We start from the raw sequence: 20,377 nt of genomic DNA on the forward strand, positions 1-20,377 counted from the left end.
GCGAAGAATGACTGACACTACTCGGCCCTCGAACCCCAACACTGGTGGTTCGTCGAGCCCCCGCTCTTCCCACAGCGGCAACCAGGGCAATAATCAGGGCACTAATCAGGGGCAGCGGCGTCGCAGGAGACGACGTCGCAGTCGTCGACCTGCCGGAAACAGCAGCAACCAGAACAAACAGAATGAGCAGAAGAGCTCCGGCCCAGACAACTCAGGCAACTCCGGCAAGGGGTCAGGTGATTCGGCGACGCAATCCTCGGACAACCAGCCGAAACGGTCCCGTCGGCGCCGTGGGCGCAGGCGTTCGTCGTCAAGCGCCCAAGCAAACAAGCAGGGCGAAAAGCAGCAGAATAAGCAACAGGGCAAGAAACGTGGCGGCCGTGGCGGAAATTCCAACCGGAACCGGCGCGGCCAGAACAACCACCAGAGGAAGCAGTACTCGGACGCGCCGCGGATGAAGACGCGCGATGAGACCTCGGCCGGCGGCCTAGTGGTCTCTGGGATGGCGGAAGCCGTGCGCGAGGATAACTCGGTGGACCTATCGCGGATCTATGTGGCACTGATCGGTCGGCTGGACCGGCGTGGGCGCCTGCTGTGGTCGATGCCGAAAGGCCACGTCGAGGAAGGCGAGCACCAGTGGCAAACCGCCGAACGCGAGGTGTGGGAGGAAACCGGCATCGAGGGCGAGGCCTTCGCCACGCTTGGCACAATCGATTACTGGTTCGTGTCTGACGGCGTGCGCATCCATAAGACGGTGCACCACAACCTGCTGCGTTTCGTGGACGGTGAGCTTAACGACGAGGACCCCGAAGTTACCGAGGTGACATGGGTCCCGGTCGACGAACTGATTGAGCATCTGGCGTACGCCGATGAACGTAAGCTTGCACGCTACGCATATGACAACTTGCCCGATCTGGCCAGAAAGGAACGCGAGGCCGGAAGGGCGACACCCCGGTGACGCCGCACAGCCGGCCCGTGCGCCGCAGCCCCTCAGCAGGCCCGCCCCAAGGCAGGGCTGCTCTGACGAGTGTGGCTGCGGTGCTTGCTGTTGCTGCCCTCGCCTCGACGGGAACCGCGACTGCAATCCCGGTGCCCGCGGCACCGACGAATGAGGCTGTGGCAGAGCAGTGGGTCAACCCCGCGATTCGCCCGAACGATGGGGAAGAGGGCCTCACCCTCGAGTTGGTACGCGGCCCGACCACGGTGGCCGAAGGTGCTGATCTGTCGCTGCGCGTCGCGGTGCACAACAATTCTTCGGAAACCGTGGATGATCTATCGATAACTCCGCGGCGCGGTCCGATCTCTGCCTCCGTGGCGGACGCGCGAGTGGCGATGGTCGCCGAGCCCGAAGAGTACTCAGTGATTGGTGACAGCGTGGAGCTGGCCGAGTCGCTTGCACCGGGGGAGTCCGTTGAACTGGATATGGCAGTACCGACCGCTGCCCATATTCCCGGCGCGCTGCCTCTTCCGGGCAATTCCGTGTATCCGATCATGCTGGTTCTCAACGGCAATGGGGGACAGTACCTGGATTCGGAGCGGTTTCACGTAGCGACGGAGGAGGCCACTGGCGTGGCCACGCCCGAGGGCGAGGCTGGCATGCCGGAGGAGCGTCGGAACGCCCCGGGCATGACAATGTTGTATCCGATCACCGCACCGGTCGATGTCCTGCCGGGCGAGACGGGGGAGGCGCCGAAAAACCCTCCGCTCGTCCTCGAGTCGGAGCAACTTGCGGACAACCTGAAGCCGGATGGGCGGTTGTCGGCGCTGGTGGATACCTATAGCGAGGCCGTGGAGTCGCCAACAGGAGCAGAGGTGCGCGAGGCGACATGCCTGGCGATAGATCCGGCGCTCATCAGCACCGTAGAGCGCATGACCGAAGGTTATGTAGTGGCCGATTCGCGGCCGTCACTTGCGCAGAAGCCGCGGCGCCTGCGTGACTCCTGGGACGTGGAGCCGGACGAGGTGCCATACACCCAGGGTGCGGGCGCCGAAGATGCCTCTGCGTGGCTGGAGAAGTTGCGCGCCACCGCCGCCGATGGGTGCGTGGTGTCGTTGCCGTGGGCCAATAGCGATGTCAACGCCGTGGCTCAGGGCGGCGTGCCGTGGTTGATGCGCGAGGCGATCGAGCGTGGCCCGTTTGCTGTGGAACGTATCCTCGGCGTGCCCACGGTGCGCAACGTCGTCATTCCACCGGCAGGCTATGTTGTGGAGGGCACGTCGGCAGCCCTTGGCTGGGCCGATCATTCCCGTTCCAAGATCCCGACGATGGGGATGGAGGGCGCGTGGGAGGCTGCCCAGGCCGCGACCGATCCGCAGGACTCGACCGTGCAGGCGGAGGAGGCGCCCCAATCCAACCTCGAGCGCGACCTGCCCCCAAGCCCCGCGATGGCGGCCGCCCCCGAACCGACGACCCCGGTGCGTGTCCTCGTCGCAAACAACAGTGTTTCACGTGAAACATTGCCCAATCCCTCCGCGCAGCGTTTCGCACACCTGAGCCCGGGCATCACGGCGGTCACCTTCCAGGACTCGCTTGCATCGACGCTCGCATCAACAGGTTCAGTCCCGTTGACCACCGGCTATTCCAACACCGATCTGCGTTATGACACCACCAAGGACTCCATCGCCGCCCGCGACATCACCGCCGCCAACGCGATCCGCCTGGCCGTTACTGAGTCCACCACCACCGGCGCGGAGCCTGCCGGCACGCCCGTAATGATCAACCCGCCGGGCTCCTGGGACGCGCGCACCGCACGTGAAGCGCTCGATGTCGTGGGCACCTTGCTTGCCGACGATGACGCCGCCGCCATGACTCTTGAGGATTACCTCACCGCCCCCGGAAACGCCCCCATCCCACAAGCGGAGCACACCGGGAGCCCCTATGCGGACCCCACCGTCTTCTCCGATGCGGAGATCTTAAGCGCCAGCCAACAGGCCCGCTACGTCGACGACCTCACGTCTTTCCTCGTGCCCGATCCCGCGATCGCGCTGGCCCGCTACGACTACACGCTGCCTTTGCGCCGCGACCTGCTCACAGCTCTATCGATCGCTTATCGACGATCACCCGAACACTATTCCGATGCCGTCGAGGCCACCCAGTCGCGCCTCAACGACACCCGAGACACCTTGCAGGAACTTCGCGGCGCGGTGAACCTGATCCCACCCGGCAACGTGTTTACCCGCACGTCCGAATCCGCCCCCGTGTTCATCGTGGCGGAAAATGGACTGCCGCTGCCTGTGGATGCCACCTTGCTCTACCAAGCGCCCGAAGGCACTGTACTCAACGTGCCGGACCGGATACGCATCCCGGCGCGTGGCTCCATCACCATCGAGATCACCGCCACCATCCCCGACAATTCTGAGCGCACCGACATGCGCCTCTACCTCGCCAGCCCACAAGGCCAGGCGATCTCCGCGCCGGTGGACATCTCGGTCCGCACAGCCGCCACAGAGATGGGCCTGGTCACCGTCGGTGGGCTTTTTGCGCTCTTCCTCGCACTGGTGGTCTTGCTGCTGCGTTCGCGGCGCGTGAAGCGGGGGAAGGCTTCGTCGACAAGCATTAGCGTCAAACGCGATCCCACGCTTGACGACGATCGACCACCGGACTGATCCGCGATGGGAAGTCTCGCCGCATCGTGGCGAACTCTTCCTCTATCCTGTCCTACACCATCCCGCGATTACAGATAGGAAGATTCGTGGCCCCCTCCGAGAACACCCCAGGGCAGCGCCGGCGCATCGTGACGCCAAGTCCGCCAGCCCCGGTCCCTGTGCCTCGTCCTGTCAAGGAACCTGAACCCGAGCCTGTCCAAGACTTATCCGGCCTCACGGCAAGCCCGGCCGATACTGGCGACGGTGGTTCCACCGTTGCCACCGCCTCGTCCGGGGAGAAGGCAAGCAACGAAGACGTTGTGCGCTCCACGGGCTCGATGGCGATCGCCACGTTGCTCTCGCGCATCACCGGCTTCATCCGCACGGTGATGATCACCTCCATGCTCGGTGGTGCGATCGCCTCGGCCTTCAACCTTGCGAACACGCTGCCGAACATGATCACGGAGATCGTGCTGGGTTCGGTGATGACGGCACTGGTCGTGCCCGTGTTGGTGCGTGCCGAGAAGGAAGACGCCGATGGCGGTGCCGGGTTCATCCGGCAACTGTTCACGCTGACGTTGACGCTCATGCTGTCGGTCACCGTGCTAGCTACGGTGGCTGCGCCCTTCCTCGTCAGCATCATGATGGACGAAGGGGCGAAGACGAATATCGTCCAGTCCACCTCTTTTGCCTACCTGCTCTTGCCGCAAATCTTCTTCTACGGGCTGTTCTCGCTGTTCCAGGCGATCCTGAATACCAAGGGGGTGTTCAAGCCGGGCGCGTGGGCACCGGTGGTCAACAACGTCATCTCCATCACGGTTCTGGCCGCCTATCGGCTGGTGCCCGGATCGCTGAACCCGGCCGCCCCGTCGCCGGTGACAGATCCACACGTTTTGCTGCTGGGCCTGGGCACCACGCTGGGTGTCGTCGTTCAGTGCGCGATCATGCTGCCGTACCTGAAGAAGCTGAAGATTGACCTGCGCCTGAAGTGGGGGATCGACGATCGCCTCAAGGCCTTCGGCGGGATGGCCGTCGCGATCGTCGCGTATGTGGCCGTCTCCCAGCTGGGGTATGTGATTACGGCACGTATCGCCACCGAAGCTGACGCGTCCGCCTACGCCATCTACCAACAACACTGGCAGCTTTTGCAGGTGCCCTACGGCATCATCGGCGTCGCCCTGCTCACCGCGATCATGCCGCGGCTGTCGCGCAACGCCGCCGACGGCGATGACCGCGCAGTGGTGCGCGACCTTACGCTGGCCACGAAGCTGACCTTCATCGCCCTGATTCCTGTTGTCATCTTCATGACGGCCTTCGGCCCCGATATCGGCAACGCCCTCTTTGGGTATGGTGCTTTCGAAACCGAAGAGGCCCGCACCCTCGGCATGACGATCAGTTTCTCCGCCTTCACGCTCATCCCTTACGCCTTGGTGATGCTGCACCTGCGCGTCTTCTACGCCCGTGAGGAAGCGTGGACGCCCACCTTCATCATCGCCGGGATCACCGCCACCAAGGTGTTGCTGAGCTACCTTGCGCCTATGGCTGCGTCATCTTCAGAGTTCGTCGTCGTTCTGCTCGGTGCCGCCAACGGGTTCGGTTTCGTTGCCGGCGCGGTGATCGGCGCGTTCCTGCTGAAACGCAAACTGGGCGACCTGCAGTCCGCCACCGTCATGCACACCAGCACCTGGGCCGCGGCAGCCGGCATCATCGGCGCGGCGGCCGCCCTGCTGACACAATTCTTGATCCGCAAGGTGCCATTCAACCCTGTCGATCTGATGATCGGTTGGGGTTACCGCCCGTCTCTGGGCTTGGTCGTGGAGATCGGCATTGCCGGCATCGTCTTCCTCATCGTGGCCGGCCTCGTGCTCTCGCGCTCCGGGCTGCCAGAGGTGCAGAACCTGGGCCGCCTGTTCGCCCGCATTCCGGTCGTCGGCAAGTTCATTAAGCCGGACGAAGACAAGGCCATCGAAACCGGCAAGACGGATCCGCGGGTGATGTCTCAGCAGTTCCTGGCAACCGACTCCTTCAACGCCTCCCCGGTTCCGCCACCGATGTCCGCCGGTGTGGTGCGCGGGCCCCGGCTCGTGGCCGGCGCGCCCGTCTCGGACGGCCGGTTCCGCCTCTTGCGCGATCACGGTGCCGTCGACGGCGCCCGCCTGTGGCAGGCCCGCGAAGTCCGCACCGGTAGGGAAGTGGCGCTGGTCTTCGTCGATACGCACAACCAAGCCCCACTGGCTGCCGTGGGTGGCGATGAGGCCGCACGACGCTCACGTGAAGTTGCGCGCCGCACCCGCCAGCTGCGCACACTCAACCACCCGGCGATCGCGCTGAATATTCAGGTGCTGTCGTACCGCTCCGGCTGCCTCGTCGTCTCCGACTGGGTCCCGGGCGCCTCGGTGAAATCCGTCGTGGAGGCAGAAGGCAATCTGCACCCGCAGGCCGTCGCCCGGGCTATGGCGCCGCTGGCCGATGCGCTGGCGGACTCCCACGAACAGGGCGCCCCCATGGGCCTAGATAACCGCAACCGGCTGCGCGTGTCCACCGACGGCTATGTCGTGCTCGCGTTCCCAGCGGTGCTACCTCAGGCCAGCGACGAAAAGGACATGTCGGCGCTGGCATCCGCACTCGAGCTGCTCGATGCCGGCACCGGCGAGGACAGCGATACGCGCCTGACCGCCATCGCGGAAAAGACACGCGCGCTTGCCGACGATGCCGCCGACCCCGAGACCGAAAACCCCACTTCGGACATCTTCCACGCAATTGCGGACGAGCTCCGCGACCTCAGCGGCGTCCCAGAGCCTGCCGACGAAGACATCGTCGTAGAAGCCAGCGCCGCAGAAGCTACCGAGGCGAAGGCAGCGGACGCTACGGGTGAAATCCCCGCGGTCCCTCCAACAACATCCGGGCGACCACAACGCGAGGCCCTCCACGTTGTCGACGAAGATACCCCGGAGCCAGACAAACTCAGCGGTTTCGGTTCCCGCGGCTACACCGCCCAGGGCTTCGCCGCTGTCGCGGCAGCCGTCATCGCTGTCGTTCTGCTCATCGCCGCCCTGACCACCTATCTTGTCGGTGTGATCGGCGGGGACGACCCAGCATCGCCGGTGACTAGCGAATCTGTCGACGATACAACCACGAGCAACGCTGAGGGCGGCGCTGATTCGCAACCACTGCCGGTCATCGTCGATACAGCGCGAGTGCGCGTCTGGCAGGCGCCGGGCCAAGACCCAAGCGCCGACAACCCGGAACAGGTGGACAATGTGATCGACGGGGACAATGACACCACCTGGGCTACCGACGACTACCCCAACGGGCTTGGTACTAAGCCTGGAGTGGGCGTGGTGCTCACCGCCGAGCAGCCGCTCCAGCTGCAACACCTCCTGATCGAAACGGAGACAACAGGTGCCCGTTATAGCCTCTACGGGCTGCCCGCGGACCGCGAGACTAACGCTGAAACCACACCACTGGAAGAGCTGCCACTGCTCCGAGAAGGCACGCTGCGCTCCACCCGCAACAGCCTGGAAATTGAGGGGAACCCCGAAGTGAACGGGGTGATTCTCTGGATCACGGACATCCCTACAACCCAGAACCCGCACGTGGAAATCAGCGAGATCTCGATGATCGGGCTGCCCATGTAAGTCACTTCTCGCTACAGCGCCCTATAGCGCATCAGCCCACCCGCCGCGCGGTATGCGTGTCCACTACAGTGTGCACGCTCGCACGGCGGGTTTCTTCTACCACGGGCACAATGACTGCTAAGCACACATAATTTAACGTTCGGGGGAACACATGGCACTCGCACCATCGGTTTCGGGGAAAACCACTAACTACTCAGCGGACAACGCAACAGATGCTGAACTCGTCGATAAGTACAACGCAGGGCATGCGCGCGCCTTCACGGAGATCGTCCAACGCCACCACCAACGGCTGACCTTTACCGCTAGGCGCTACGCCAGGAACGACCACGACGTTCAAGACATCGTGCAGGAAGCCCTGTTTCGGGCCGCACGCAACATGCACTCCTTCCGGCAGGAATCCAGCCTGTCCACGTGGCTCCATCGCCTGGTCATCAACGCCGGGCACGACCACATGGTTCGCCGCCAACGCAGCACACACATCAGCTTGGATGACGACGATAAAATCAACCAGGATGCGAACCCGCTGCTCGCGCATGACCCCACGCCGAACGTCGAGCGCGCCATCGTCTTACGCGAGGTCATGTCCTGCCTCCCCATCGCGCAACGCCGCGCCCTGCTGCTGATTGATGTTGCTGGGCTGACCATCGAACGTGCCGCACGGGAAATGGGTGTGCAGCCGGGGACGGTGAAATCGCGCCGCGCGCGGGCTCGTCAGGCGTTACACCAGCAACTCACAGGATCGGAATAGGTGGCGTAGCCAGAGCGTTGAAATTGGGGAAGTACACTATCCGGAGCAGCTAGATCTTAAACCAAATCAAGGAGTTCCCGTCCATGTCTGAGCCCGTGACTGAACCAGCATCACAGCAGATTCACGATGTCATCATTGTTGGTTCCGGCCCCGCCGGATATACCGCTGCGCTGTACAGCGCCCGCGCTAACCTCAGCCCAGTGGTCTTCGAGGGCTATGAATTCGGAGGTGAGCTGATGAACACCACCACCGTGGAGAACTTCCCGGGTTTCCAGGAGGGCATCATGGGGCCTGACCTGATGATGGAGATGCGCGCCCAGGCAGAGAAGTTTGGTGCGGACCTGCGCACCGAGATGGTGGACCGAGTGGAGCTCGAGGGCGAGATCAAGAAAGTCTTCGTCGACGATGAGGAATTCCAGGCCCGCACCGTCATCCTGGCCACCGGCGCTCAGCCCCGCCACCTCGGCATCCCAGGTGAGGAAGCCCTGACCGGCCGCGGTGTTTCTACCTGCGCGACCTGCGACGGCTTCTTCTTTCAGAACCAGCACATCGCCGTGGTCGGCGGTGGCGATTCCGCAATGGAGGAAGCGACCTTCCTCACCCGTTTCGGCTCGAAGGTGTCGCTGATCCACCGCCGCGATGAATTCCGCGCCTCCCAGATCATGCTGGACCGCGCTCGCGAGAACGAGAAGATCGAGTTCATCACCGATACCGTCGTCGAGGAAGTCATCGAAGGCGAGGGCAAGGTGGCTGGCCTGCGCCTGAAGAACGTGAAGACGGGCGAGACCAGCGAGCTCGACGCCACCGCACTTTTCGTCGCGATTGGCCATGATCCGCGCTCTGGTTTCCTCGGCGGGCAGGTCGCGCTTAACGACGAGGGCTACGTGAAGGTGGAGGAGCCATCCACGAAGACGAGCCTGCCTGGTGTCTTCGCAGCAGGTGACCTAGTGGATGACCACTACCAGCAGGCGATCACGGCGGCCGGTTCCGGTTGCCGCGCTGCGATCGATGCCGAGCACTACCTGGAAACTCTCTAACTATACCGTCAGCTTAAAAAGGATCAATCATGAGCAATACCGTTGATGTAACGCAAGACACCTTCAAGTCCGTCGTCGTGGACTCGGACAAGCCCGTGGTGGTGGATTTCTGGGCTGAGTGGTGTGGACCGTGCAAGAAGCTGTCGCCGATCCTCGATGAGATCGCAAGCGAGATGGGTGACAAGGTCACCGTGGCGAAGGTGGATGTGGATTCGGAGCGCACGCTCGGCGCCATGTTCCAGGTGATGAGTATCCCTACCGTGCTGATTTTTAAGGACGGCGAGAAGGTCGACGAGTTCGTCGGATTGAAGCCAAAATCCGAAATCATGCAAAAGATTGAATCCCAGCTATAAATGGTATCCTGATACGCAATCGTCAGCTTGTTGATCCTTCCCTAAGGGATCAGATGTCTACCAAGCGCACGTCGCTGCCACGGAACAGCGAAAGTGCGGGAAAGGGGTACCGTGACTCGCGTCCTCCATGTGGGAGATTCCAGCGCACGCGTCGCTGAGGTGCGCTCCACGCTGGCGAGCCTGGGCCAGCTGCCGGGATTTTCCGGCGATCTCAGGGAATGGAATCAGCGGAGCTTTTCACAGGATGAGAAGCTTTTCGACGAAGAACTCTCCGAGGCACTGAAGGCATTCCAGCAATCCCGCGGAATCGTGCCCTCCGGTTCCATCGATGAGGTCACTCTGCGGGAGCTGCGCGAAGCCTCCTACACCCTGGGCAACCGGGTGCTGTCCTACCAACCTAACCAGGTTCTGGTAGGCGATGACGTGGGCCAGCTGCAGCGCCAACTCCAGGAGCTGGGCTTTTATTCGCACAAGGTGGATGGCCACTTCGGTAAGGCCACCCATGAAGCGGTCCAGAACTACCAGCTGAACTACGGGCTCCAGGACGATGGGGTCTTCGGCCCAGACACCTTGCGCGCCCTGCAGTTGCTGGGCCGCCGGATCACCGGCGGATCCACGCAGGCGATTCGTGAGCGTGAGACCGTGCGCAAGGCAGGGCCGATGCTGTCCGGCAAGCGCGTGGTGTTGGACCCCGCGCTGGGTGGCCCCGACAAAGGCCTCACTGTTGACGGGCCTTATGGCGAGATCACCGAAGAGGATATTGTGTGGGACCTGGCCACCCGGGTGGAGGGCCGCATGATCGCAGCGGGGATGGAAACCATCATTTCCCGCCCACGCGGTGATAACCCATCGCCGAAGGCGCGCGCCGACATCGCGAATGCCTTCAAGGCAGACGTGATGATTTCCCTGCACCTTGATAGCTACGCCAACGAGAAGGCCAACGGAGTCGCCTCCTTCTACTTTGGTTCGGAGACCGGCGCTTCCTCGATGACGGGTGAGACCTTGTCGGGCTATATTCAACGAGAGATCGCCGCGCGCACTGACCTGCAAAATCTCCACAATCACGGCCGCACGTGGGAGGTATTGCGTCTGACCCGCATGCCTTCGGTCGAAGTTGTCCTGGGCTATGTGACCAACCCTGATGATGTCAAGATTCTCACCAACCGTGACCAACGCGACGCGATCGCGGAGGCCATCGTCGTCGCCGTGAAGCGCCTCTACCTGCTCGACGACGACAAACAGCCAACCGGAACCTACGATTTTTCCGACCTTTTGGCCGAAGAGCGCGCTTAACGACGAAAAACTTAGGGCAACGCGTACCTGGTGGTGCGCGTTTTCCCCTTTTTCTGGAGGCGCCCAGCATCAACGAGCTTGCGCAGCAGCCGATACGCCTGCTGCTGGCTCACCCCAAGCTCCTCCGCTATATCCCCGCTGGCCAGCGGCCCACGGGTAGCAATCACACGGACTGCGTGAGCTTCCGGGGATAGCTCGTCCACGTCCACATCGCCTCCGGGCTGAAACCCAAAGGACCACAGCTTCTTCTTCGTCGAAGTGACCCAAGCGCGGTCAAAACCCGTGGCCAGCGCGATATCCTCATCATCGGCGTCAGGGTGCAGCACCCAGAAGTCGGCGACCACCAGCTCATCCACCGTAAGCCTCTCCGGCAACGCCGCGAGCAGACCCGGAAGCTCTGCGTTAAGTACTTCGCGAGCAGCCGTCACCGTCACTGCCTGCTCGTGGGTTCCCGACCACGCCAACACCGACAGCCCCGAGACGATCTGGTGCCTCGTTGCATCTGCCAACCCCAGGCCCGCACCGGCAGCCACTCCCAAGCGCGCACACGCTGAAGACAGCACCGGGCTGCGCGGCGCAAAGGTGGCGGTCCCGGAGCTCACGGCGCGCGGATCCAACCCGCGGGGCAACCCGCCCGGCGATGTCACGGTGGTGCGCGTGTCATCGGCGCGCACATAGATGGAGCCGGGGAGCGAGTAGTCGCGGTGCAGAAACGCGTTTGTTATCAGCTGCTTCACAGCCGGTCCTAGTTTTTCCTCTTGTTTCTGCAGGTCAGCAAAAATTGTCACCAGCGGAGCAGTGGTCCGAGTGGTTCTTCGCGTGCCGACGAGGTCCACGACCACCATGCGGTGATGGGGGAGATGACGGGCGATAGCGTCGTGGGTTCCGAAAAGAAGAATCGCCCCAATGGTGATGGGTTCGATCGAATCGTCGCGCAGCCCGAGGGTGCGTACGAAGTCATCGTCGGAAAGCGCAGGAAGCAATGCGTCCCCGTCGTTGCTGGCCGCCATCGTGCGGGCCTGTTCGATGACCTCTGGCTCAAGGTCGTCCATCGTCGCACCGGGTGCTGGCAAACGAGCCCAGTCGATGCCGTTGGCGTCGCGGTAACGGGTAAACAGATAGCTCGGATCCATGCCGAAGCACTCGGGCTTGCCTTGCGCGTTGAGGCGGCGGGTGCGGTAGACGCCCCATGTGGTGGCCACGGGCGTGCGCGAGGCGGCCACGGAAATGGCGACGACGTCGCGGCCGTCGATGTCTTCCACCGTGACGGAAGACGGCAGTGGGGGAGAGGTGTACCGGCTAATCGTAGAGGCTAGGAGTGCGGGATTGGTGGTGTCCGAATGGAAGGGATAACATCCTGTTACCGTTCCATCTTGATTCACTCCAATCAATAAAGTTCCGCCTTCGCCGTTAGCTAGGCAGGTGAGTTGTTCAATCACTCCGCGTTCATTGATGTAGGCGGGGGAGGAGCGGCGAGCAAAAGCGGTGGTCAGCGACTGGCCACCGGCGATTAATTCGCGGATCTCGGCATTGCTCATGAGGTTTAGACTATCCGGGTTTCCTTGCACTTTCAATCAGGATTACATCGACGTAATTGATTGATGGAATGGTGATCTAATCATTGCGGTACCGAAACAGATTGCAACAGCTGCTCGATTTCCTGCGCGGACAGTAAACCACGCTGTGGCGGCAGCTCGAGGCGGAGGCGCGGGAGAACGGGATCGTCTTCCACGATAGAAAAGCCTGCGCTCTCAAGGGTGCTGCGATTCATCAACCCGATTTCATCGGCGCGCTGCAGAAGCGCGACAGCGAGGTCATCGGCTGGGCCCTGAGGCTCGTCATGACGCCCGAAGGCTTCGACCGCTGGAACAGCACGGTCTGAGAGCGTCATGATGCAGGAATCAAGCAGCACAGCCTCCCACCCGCGGCCCGCAAACTCTGGGTCGATGTGCAGGCTGGTAATCAACCACGCCTCCGAGGAGGCCGGAGCAGTGGGCATTCTCAGGCTGCCTGGCGCTTCGTCGCGCGGACAGAACAGCACGGTGGCATAGGCACTAGATGTGTCAGAGGCGCGATCGACAATATTGAAGCCGCACGAACCATGCGCAAATACTTGGGCGGTCAGCCAGGCCTCTTTGTCGATTTCCGGGGAGATATTAGGGGCATCGTCGGAAAGCGGATCGAGCTCCCAGAACGTGGCACGCGCGCAGGCAGGGTGGACGCGACCCATCGCGTCATAGGTTAAGGGGAGAACCCCTGCCTGGCGCTTCGCCATGGTTGCCGTCCTTAGTCGTCCTTCTGGATCAATCCCATGATGCGCTCGAAGTCATCCTTGTCGCTGAACTCCACGACAATCTTGCCCTTGCGCTTACCCATCGAGACGCTGACGCGCGTATCCCACTCGTCGGCAAGACGCTCGGCGGCCTGAGTGAGGAACTCTGGCTGCTCAACCGGTTCGCGCTTCTTCTTCTCGGGCATCTCCCCGTTCTTGTTCAGCAAGGTCACGGCCTCTTCGGTCGCGCGGACGCTCATGCCTTCGGCCACGACGCGATCAGCAAGCTGCTCTGTGGCTTCTTCGCCGACCTTCACGCCCAACAGCGCGCGAGCATGTCCCGCCGACAGCACACCGGCTGCCACGCGGCGCTGCACGCTGACGGGAAGCTTCAGCAGACGAATCATGTTCGTGATCACAGGACGAGACCGACCAAGGCGCTGGGCCAACTCCTCCTGGGTCACGTCGAACTCTTCCAGAAGCTGCTGGTACGCCGCCGCCTCTTCCAGGGGGTTGAGCTGCACGCGGTGAATATTTTCCAGCAGCGCGTCGCGCAGCATGTCGCTGTCCGAGGTCGACCGCACAATCGCCGGAATGCGCTTTAGGCCGGCCTTCGACGCGGCACGCCAGCGCCGCTCGCCCATGATCAGTTCGTAGGAATCGCCTTGGGGTCGTACGACGATCGGCTGGAGCAACCCGAACTCGCGGATGGAGTGCACCAGCTCCGCAAGCTCGTCCTCGTCGAAGACTTGGCGGGGCTGCTTCGGGTTCGGCACGATCGTGCCCAGCGGGATTTCCTCGTAGGTGGCGCCGAACTCGTCGTCACGCGCCTGCTCGCCGGAAGAACCACGCAGGGCATCCGGGGTGCGGGTGGGTTGCGGGGAACTCACGGTCGGTGCACCAGGAATGGTTGGTGCACCCGGGATCGACGGCGCACCTTTCACCTTCTTCTTCTCAGAAGCCGAAGAATCATCGTCGTTACGCGCACCCTTCGCGCCCCCGAGCACAACATCCGCGGCACCGGCACCCAGACCGTTAGTCTTCGCGCTGTACTCATTGCCCGATGGGATCAGGGCCGCCAAACCACGGCCGAGACCGCCTTTGCGCGTTGGTTCCTTCGCCATTTACTCCTCCACCTCATCGTTAAGATTCTCATCGCCTTCGCCGGCGTGTGCTTCAAGCTGCTCCGCAATCTCTGGGCTGACACCAATCGGCCCGGTCGATTCGTGCGGCTGATAGTCACCACGCTGCGCTAATTCCTTCGCGGCATCCAGGTATGCCAGTGCCCCCCGGGACCCCGGATCATAATCAATCACAGTCTGGCCATAACCCGGCGCCTCCGACACTTTGATCGAACGCGGGATCACGTTGCGCAACACCACGTCGCCGAACTGCTCGCGGACCTCGTGCGCCACTTGTTCAGCCAGCTTAGTGCGGGCGTCATACATAGTCAGCAGGATCGCAGAGATGTGCAGGTTCTCATTGAGGTACTCACGAATCATCGAAATATTGCCCAAAAGCTGGCCCACGCCCTCTAGGGCGTAGTACTCACACTGGATGGGAATTAGCACCTCATCGACAAAGGTCATCGCGTTGATCGTCAGCAGACCCAGCGACGGAGGGCAATCGACGAACACATAGTCAAAACCGTTGTCCTCGATGAATCCCTGCTTGACCGCGTCCGCCAGGCGATACTCTCGGCGCACCATGCTGACCAGCTCAATTTCTGCACCGGCCAGGTCAATGGTGGCGGGGATGCACATCAAGTTCGGGTTGGAGGGCGAGGTTTGCATCGCTTCTTCTGCGGTGGCCTCCCCAATCAACATCTCATAGCTAGAGGTGGTACCCGTGCGGTGTTCCACACCCAGTGCTGTCGACGCATTACCCTGCGGGTCCAGGTCAATCACTAGGACCTTCAGGCCGTGATGTGCCAACGCCGCCGCCAGGTTCACCGATGTTGTGGTTTTCCCGACGCCACCTTTCTGGTTGGCCACAGTGATGGTGCGCGGCTGTTCCGGACGATCCAAACGCAGTGTTCCGGTTGTTACTTCCGCGGCCCGTCGGGCCGCCGCAGCAATAGGGGTTTCTTCCCACTGCTGATCATCCAGGTTTTTATCAGTCATGGATGCTGCTTGCCCTCTTTCCACGGATGCCGTCCCCCTTGGCGTCCCAAAGGGTCAATTGTCTCCAACCTTAATGGCTAAGCGCCCCACGTGTTAGCGCGACCGCTCAATGCGGATCAACGTGGAAGGTTCTGCCAGCACATCATCGCCGACAGTGAAGATCGTGGCCTCGCCGCCACCAACCTTCTTAATGTGCGCCGCATCGCGCTCCAGCTTCTGGTCCTCCGCGCGCCCGCGGATGACGGTGACGTTGTCTAGGCCAAGCTGCTCCTTCACCTCGCCCAGGTAGGTGGAGCGCTTCAACAGCGGCTCGATCAGCGTGATGGACAGATCGGGACGCGCAATAGCCAGCGGAATGCCGGGCAGTCCCGCACCGGATCCGATATCTGCCACGCGCAGGCCCTCGTCGAAAGCCTCAGAGATGATGGCGCAGTTGAGGATATGGCGGCTCCACAGCCGGGATACTTCCTTAGGTCCGATGAACCCACGTTCAGCGGCAGTGGTTGCCAGCGAATCATGGTACTGCTCCGCCAAGGCGAGGCGATCCCCGAAGACCTGCTTGGCTACGTCGGGAGTGGGTTCGAATTCGACTGACACGGCTGTGTGCTCCTTGGAGAAAAAGTTAGAGAGAAAATGACAAAGATCACTGATCAGAATAGCCAACGCGGCCCCAAGGGAAAAGTAGGCAAAGAAAAACCGCTTATCGACGATCGGCTGTTCGTCGATAAGCGGTCAAAGCATGCGGGAGGCTGGCTACTTCTTGCCTTCCTTGCGCTCGCGCTTGGTGCGCTTGTCTACCTTGCGGGCGCCAACAACGGGTGCGGTGCTGCGCTTGGCTGCCTTCTTCGCCTCTTCCTCTGCGGCCTCTTCCTCGTCCATCTTGCGGAAGACGATGAGGTTCTGGAAGAAGGTCCAAATATTATTCGCGAACATGTAGAACAGCAGACCGATGTGCCACAGGAAGCCGGTGAAGAAGATGGTGGCTGGCAGGAACCAGAGCATCATCTTGTTCATCATGTTCATCTGCATTTCCATCATCTCGGCGTTGTCGCCCGTCGGGGCGGACGTCTTACCGGATGCGCGACGCTGCTTCTGACGGTTCAGGCTCAGGCGCGCGTTGAAGTGCGTGAACAGGGCGATGATCACGATCAGCGGTGCCGCGACCAGGACCACCTGCGTTTTGGTGAAGTCCGTGGTGAAGGCGTTCATCATGTCTTCTGGCATAGAGATATATGCAGACAGTGGCACGCCGAAGACCGTGGCATCCAGGAAGGAGCGAACCTCTTCCGGGCTGAAGATGTAGTTCGCGGTGTTGCGGTTTTCCTCAACACTCATGCCCAGCTGGCCGGTGCCGGTACCGGTGCGGTTGAAGGAGCGCAAGACGTGGAACAGACCGAAGAACACTGGCATCTGTACCAAGGGGGCGATACAGCTGGCCAGCGGGTTCATCTTGGCGTCTTTGTAGAGCTTCTGCGTCTCTAACGCCATTTTTTCCTGGTCGTTTTTGTACTTTTCGCGGATGGCCTGCATCTGGGGTTGCAGTTCCTGCATCTTCCTGCCGGAGCGCAGCTGGTTGACCGTTGGCTTAACCAGCAGCACGCGGATGGTGAAGGTCAGGAACATGATGGCCAAGATCCAGGAAAGACCTGAGGCTTCGTCGAAAATGAAGCCGAAAACCTTGTGCCAGAACCACAGCACGGCCGAGATCGGCCAATAAATGAAGTTGAGCACTGTGTGTCGTAACTCCTAGTTGGTTTGTGTGGGGACTACTCGCTTCGTGGGACGGGATCAATTCCGCCCGGGTGCCACGGCCCGCATTTCACCAGCCGCGTTATGGCTAGAACAGTACCGGTTATGGCGCCGCGCCGCGAAATAGCTTCAAGCGCGTAAGCGCTGCATGTTGGCTCGAAGCGGCAGGTGGAATACATTTTCATCGAAGAGATGTATTTTTGATAGACCCTGACCAGCCTCACTAGGCCACGCGATCCGAGACCTTTAGGTTCGGGGATCTCCTCACCGTAGATATTGCGGTGAGACATGGAGTTGGCCATCGCTTACGCCTTGCCTTCCTGCTTCGCCGCAGCCTGAGACGCAGCTTTGCCTGTGGCTTTGCGCAGCGCAGCGCGGAAATCGCGTTCCAGCTCGGCGCTCGTTGCGGTCCCGGCGGCGGGTAAAGCCCGGATGACCACGTCGATACGCGCATCGAGCGTATCGACGACGCCTAGGCAGATGTGCCGCAGCCGGCGGGATGTGCGGTGGCGAACCACTGCATTACCGACGGCTTTAGACACGATCAGCCCGAACCGTGGGCCACCTGTGATGATGTCCTCGGTGCGGGCTGATTGGTGCACCACGAGGGTGCGACTGCCGGCGCGGGTTCCCGTCTTCATGGTCCGACGAAAATCGGCCGATTGAGCGAGTTTATGCGCTTTGGGCAGCACTGACGCGCTCTTAAGCGGTCAGCTTTGCGCGGCCCTTCTTGCGGCGCGCGGATACGATTGCGCGACCTGCACGGGTGCGCATACGGGTACGGAAGCCGTGCTTACGAGAGCGACGGCGGTTGTTCGGCTGGAACGTCCGCTTAGACACGGTTGTCTCCTTGTAAGAGCTGCGACGGCCTGCGGTACTCCACGGCGCGCGTGCAGTACCTCCCGGGTATTAGGCCGTCCGGGATGGAAAAATGTGAAGTGAGTGCGCTCCATAATCGCTGTTGCGATTGGGGACCGCCCGCGCTACTTACACTGACGCACCTTTCGGTGGCCCGGTTGACTGTGCGAGTAATGCTCTCACGCACACCGGAACTCGGAAAGAAGTCCGATGTGACAGACCTCCTTAGGCTACGCGAAGAATCGAAGTTCGGCCAAATCGACACGGTTGGTTTTTTCAATAAGCAAAACGGGTACCCCCGAAATTACAATGTTGTGTTTTTCTGCTGGTGAGGGCGCGAATCGCCCGAGCACGCAGGGGGAGTGAGATTAAGTAACACACCCGTTCACTTTCCAGAAATAGTTAAATCTTGGAAGTCTGATTTTGCCGTCTAGACAATGCCGGTTCGGTGCGCGTAATAATTGAAGAATCACGCACAACTCACACGCTGTGAATAATTGAAACTGTGGATAACTCTCAACATCATGTTGAGACTTTGCCTGAAAGATTTACAAAAGGCGAGGTCAAGGGGCGTATAAACCCTGGATGAAGTTATCCACAAAACCTGAACTAGACTGTGGATAACTTTTACGGCCTAGTTATCCACAGGTGTGGATAAAGTTGTGAAAACTCATGGTAGGGACCGCGCCGGTACCTCTCAGCGGTTGTGAATGGGAAGTGAACAACAAGTTCTCTTTCCCACAACCGAGGGTCGAACGGCGCACCGTTTTTAGGGCTGTATCCACAGCCAAAATTACAAGAAGGAAACAACGAGGGATTACGTGGCAGGACAACATCAGCCGATCGACGAGCTTTGGCGTTCCGTCGTCGATGAATTGCTGACTCTTTCTGAGCGGCCTAACTCTGACGTCCCCACGTTTACGCACCAGGAGCGTGCATACCTCCAGCTTGTCGACCCTGTCATGATTGTGGAGGGCTATGCCATCCTCAATGCACCACACACCGCGGCCAAGGCCGTGATCGAGGAAAACCTGGGACCGCATATCACCGCTGTGTTGTCCCGCCACCTCAATCGCCCCTGCGTACTCGCGGTTTCTGTAGCGCAGCATGACGTCGCACAGCAGGAGCCTGAATCCCAGGAGGAGCCAGCCCCGCAGAGCTTCGAGCCGCCGGCCCCACGTGAGACTGGTGAGCAACCCTCCGCTCAACCTGGCCAGGGTGCCCAGGACCCACAGGGTGCCCAAGGAGCGGAGAGTTCACAGCCGTGGACATCAACATATGGTGCTCCGGCCTCTCCGCAGATGCCAGAGGTCGGTCAGACATTTCAGCTGGGCTGGGATGAGGTTGCTCGCCAGCACGTGCAGCCGCAGGCACCAATTCAACAGCCATACGCGCCCGCGACCAGCCCTGAGGCACAGCCGGTCAACCAACCAACGCACCCTGGATACACTCCGCATCCGGTCGTTGAGCAGCCACAACGTCTGCCACGCGAAACCCCGGCGCACAACCCAGACCGGGATGCCAGCCTGAACCCGAAGTACACCTTCGAGAATTTCGTGATCGGTTCTTCCAATCGTTTCGCCAACTCTGCTGCCGTGGCCGTAGCGGAAAACCCGGCCCGCGCCTACAACCCGCTGTTCATCTGGGGTGGTTCTGGCTTGGGCAAGACCCACTTGCTTCATGCTGCCGGCAATTACGCCCAGGTATTGCAGCCCGGTTTGAGGATCAAGTACGTGTCCTCGGAAGAGTTCACCAACGACTACATCAACTCAGTACGTGATGACCGCCAGGAATCCTTCAAGCGGCGCTACCGCAACCTGGATATTTTGATGGTCGATGACATTCAGTTCCTCGAGGGTAAAGAGGGAACCCAGGAAGAGTTCTTCCACACGTTCAACTCCTTGCACCAGTCGGACAAGCAGATCATTTTGTCCTCGGACCGGCCGCCGAAGGAACTGACCACGCTGGAAGATCGCCTGCGCACGCGTTTTGAAGGTGGTCTGATTACTGATATTCAGCCACCGGATCTTGAGACCCGCATCGCCATCTTGATGAAGAAGGCTTCTGCCGATGGCACCCAGGTTGATCACGCTGTCCTCGAGCTGATCGCTTCGCAGTTTGAATCGTCGATACGCGAGCTCGAGGGCGCTTTGATCCGCGTGAGCGCCTATTCTTCCCTGATCAACGAGCCGATCACGATGGATATTGCGCAGATTGCGCTGCGCGACATTCTTCCGGAGGCGGGTCAGGTAGAAATTACCGCGACGGCCATCAAGGAGGCCGCGGCCGAGTACTTCGACGTCAGCGTGGATACGTTGACCGGTGCTGGGAAGACTCGTGCTGTCGCCCACGCGCGTCAGATTGCGATGTATCTCTGCCGTGAACTGACGGACTTGTCGTTGCCGAAAATCGGCGATGAGTTCGGCGGCAAGGACCACACGACCGTGATGTACGCCGACCGCAAGATCCGCAAGGAAATGACGGAAAAGCGCGACACGTACGACGAGATCCAGGAATTGACCCAAATTCTGAAGAACAACCGGCGCTAAGAACAACAACGCCACCACGCACAGCATTGGGGACAGCGGAACAAAAGTAACCGCTGTCCCCAATGCTGTTTTTGCACCTCACAAGCGCTAAAGAACTGTTATCCACACTTTCCACAGAGTTATCCACAGCTGTGTAATTACACCGTTGTAATTAAATGATTTTACTCACAAA

General features: G+C 61.0%; 16 protein-coding genes and 1 pseudogene. 8 read left to right on the forward strand and 9 right to left on the reverse strand.

Translation table 11 applies throughout. From position 1 onward, the window contains the following. Positions 1-7 precede the first annotated feature (7 nt). The 7 genes from B097_RS13385 to B097_RS0111470 all read left to right on the forward strand — a co-directional run bounded on the left by B097_RS13385 (position 8) and on the right by B097_RS0111470 (position 10,654). Positions 8-958: an NUDIX hydrolase gene (locus B097_RS13385; RefSeq protein ID WP_081618064.1), complete on the forward strand. Its 951-nt coding sequence runs from the start codon at positions 8-10 to the stop codon at positions 956-958. Next, a complete protein-coding gene (locus tag B097_RS0111445) occupies positions 955-3,606 on the forward strand; it encodes a hypothetical protein (RefSeq protein WP_244911210.1) in 2,652 nt (883 codons plus the stop codon). The genes B097_RS13385 and B097_RS0111445 overlap by 4 nt, the downstream gene beginning before the upstream one ends. Positions 3,607-3,692: 86 nt before the next feature. Beyond that, positions 3,693-7,223, forward strand: coding sequence for a murein biosynthesis integral membrane protein MurJ (locus tag B097_RS0111450; protein WP_018582666.1), 3,531 nt, complete (start codon positions 3,693-3,695; stop codon positions 7,221-7,223). A gap of 151 nt (positions 7,224-7,374) precedes the next feature. Next, positions 7,375-7,971: a sigma-70 family RNA polymerase sigma factor gene (locus B097_RS0111455; protein ID WP_018582667.1), complete on the forward strand. Its 597-nt coding sequence runs from the start codon at positions 7,375-7,377 to the stop codon at positions 7,969-7,971. Between the two features lie 83 nt (positions 7,972-8,054). Beyond that, positions 8,055-9,008: a thioredoxin-disulfide reductase gene (gene trxB, locus B097_RS0111460; RefSeq protein ID WP_018582668.1), complete on the forward strand. Its 954-nt coding sequence runs from the start codon at positions 8,055-8,057 to the stop codon at positions 9,006-9,008. A 29-nt stretch (positions 9,009-9,037) separates the two neighbouring features. Beyond that, positions 9,038-9,361, forward strand: a complete 324-nt coding sequence (gene trxA / locus B097_RS0111465; RefSeq protein WP_018582669.1) for a thioredoxin — start codon at positions 9,038-9,040, stop codon at positions 9,359-9,361. Between the two features lie 111 nt (positions 9,362-9,472). Then, positions 9,473-10,654 (forward strand): N-acetylmuramoyl-L-alanine amidase, encoded by a 1,182-nt coding sequence (locus B097_RS0111470; protein ID WP_026254499.1) that lies wholly within the window; start codon positions 9,473-9,475, stop codon positions 10,652-10,654. A gap of 11 nt (positions 10,655-10,665) precedes the next feature. Here the strand turns inward: B097_RS0111470 and B097_RS0111475 are convergent, their stop codons facing one another. From B097_RS0111475 to rpmH, 9 genes are all read right to left on the reverse strand, one after another. Further along, positions 10,666-12,192: a DUF8451 domain-containing protein gene (locus B097_RS0111475; protein WP_018582671.1), complete on the reverse strand. Its 1,527-nt coding sequence runs from the start codon at positions 12,190-12,192 to the stop codon at positions 10,666-10,668. A gap of 80 nt (positions 12,193-12,272) precedes the next feature. Next, positions 12,273-12,929 carry a hypothetical protein gene (locus B097_RS0111480; RefSeq protein ID WP_018582672.1) on the reverse strand — a complete coding sequence of 219 codons (657 nt, stop codon included), beginning with the start codon at positions 12,927-12,929 and terminating at the stop codon, positions 12,273-12,275. Positions 12,930-12,940: 11 nt separating this feature from the next. Continuing rightward, complete coding sequence (locus tag B097_RS0111485; protein ID WP_018582673.1) at positions 12,941-14,050, reverse strand: ParB/RepB/Spo0J family partition protein; 1,110 nt, start codon at positions 14,048-14,050, stop codon at positions 12,941-12,943. Continuing rightward, entirely contained in the window at positions 14,051-15,034 is a 984-nt protein-coding gene (locus B097_RS0111490; RefSeq protein ID WP_026254500.1) for a ParA family protein, read from the reverse strand. Between the two features lie 108 nt (positions 15,035-15,142). Then, entirely contained in the window at positions 15,143-15,646 is a 504-nt protein-coding gene (locus tag B097_RS0111495; protein WP_018582675.1) for a 16S rRNA (guanine(527)-N(7))-methyltransferase RsmG, read from the reverse strand. 156 nt (positions 15,647-15,802) lie between these two features. Beyond that, positions 15,803-16,780, reverse strand: a complete 978-nt coding sequence (yidC, locus tag B097_RS0111500) for a membrane protein insertase YidC (RefSeq protein ID WP_018582676.1) — start codon at positions 16,778-16,780, stop codon at positions 15,803-15,805. A gap of 35 nt (positions 16,781-16,815) precedes the next feature. Beyond that, on the reverse strand, positions 16,816-17,088 hold the full coding sequence (gene yidD / locus B097_RS13390) for a membrane protein insertion efficiency factor YidD (RefSeq protein ID WP_081618067.1): 273 nt from the start codon (positions 17,086-17,088) through the stop codon (positions 16,816-16,818). A 15-nt stretch (positions 17,089-17,103) separates the two neighbouring features. Further along, positions 17,104-17,490, reverse strand: a complete 387-nt coding sequence (rnpA, locus tag B097_RS0111505) for a ribonuclease P protein component (protein WP_018582677.1) — start codon at positions 17,488-17,490, stop codon at positions 17,104-17,106. Positions 17,491-17,500: 10 nt separating this feature from the next. Further along, positions 17,501-17,638 (reverse strand): 50S ribosomal protein L34, encoded by a 138-nt coding sequence (gene rpmH, locus B097_RS0111510; protein WP_018582678.1) that lies wholly within the window; start codon positions 17,636-17,638, stop codon positions 17,501-17,503. Between the two features lie 992 nt (positions 17,639-18,630). Between rpmH and dnaA the strand changes: the two are divergent. Continuing rightward, a pseudogene (gene dnaA, locus B097_RS0111515) lies at positions 18,631-20,205 on the forward strand (chromosomal replication initiator protein DnaA); the annotation flags it as partial. Between the last annotated feature and the right edge of the window lie 172 nt (positions 20,206-20,377).

The organism is Corynebacterium pilosum DSM 20521 = CIP 103422, assembly GCF_000373805.1.
Taxonomy (GTDB): domain Bacteria; phylum Actinomycetota; class Actinomycetes; order Mycobacteriales; family Mycobacteriaceae; genus Corynebacterium; species Corynebacterium pilosum.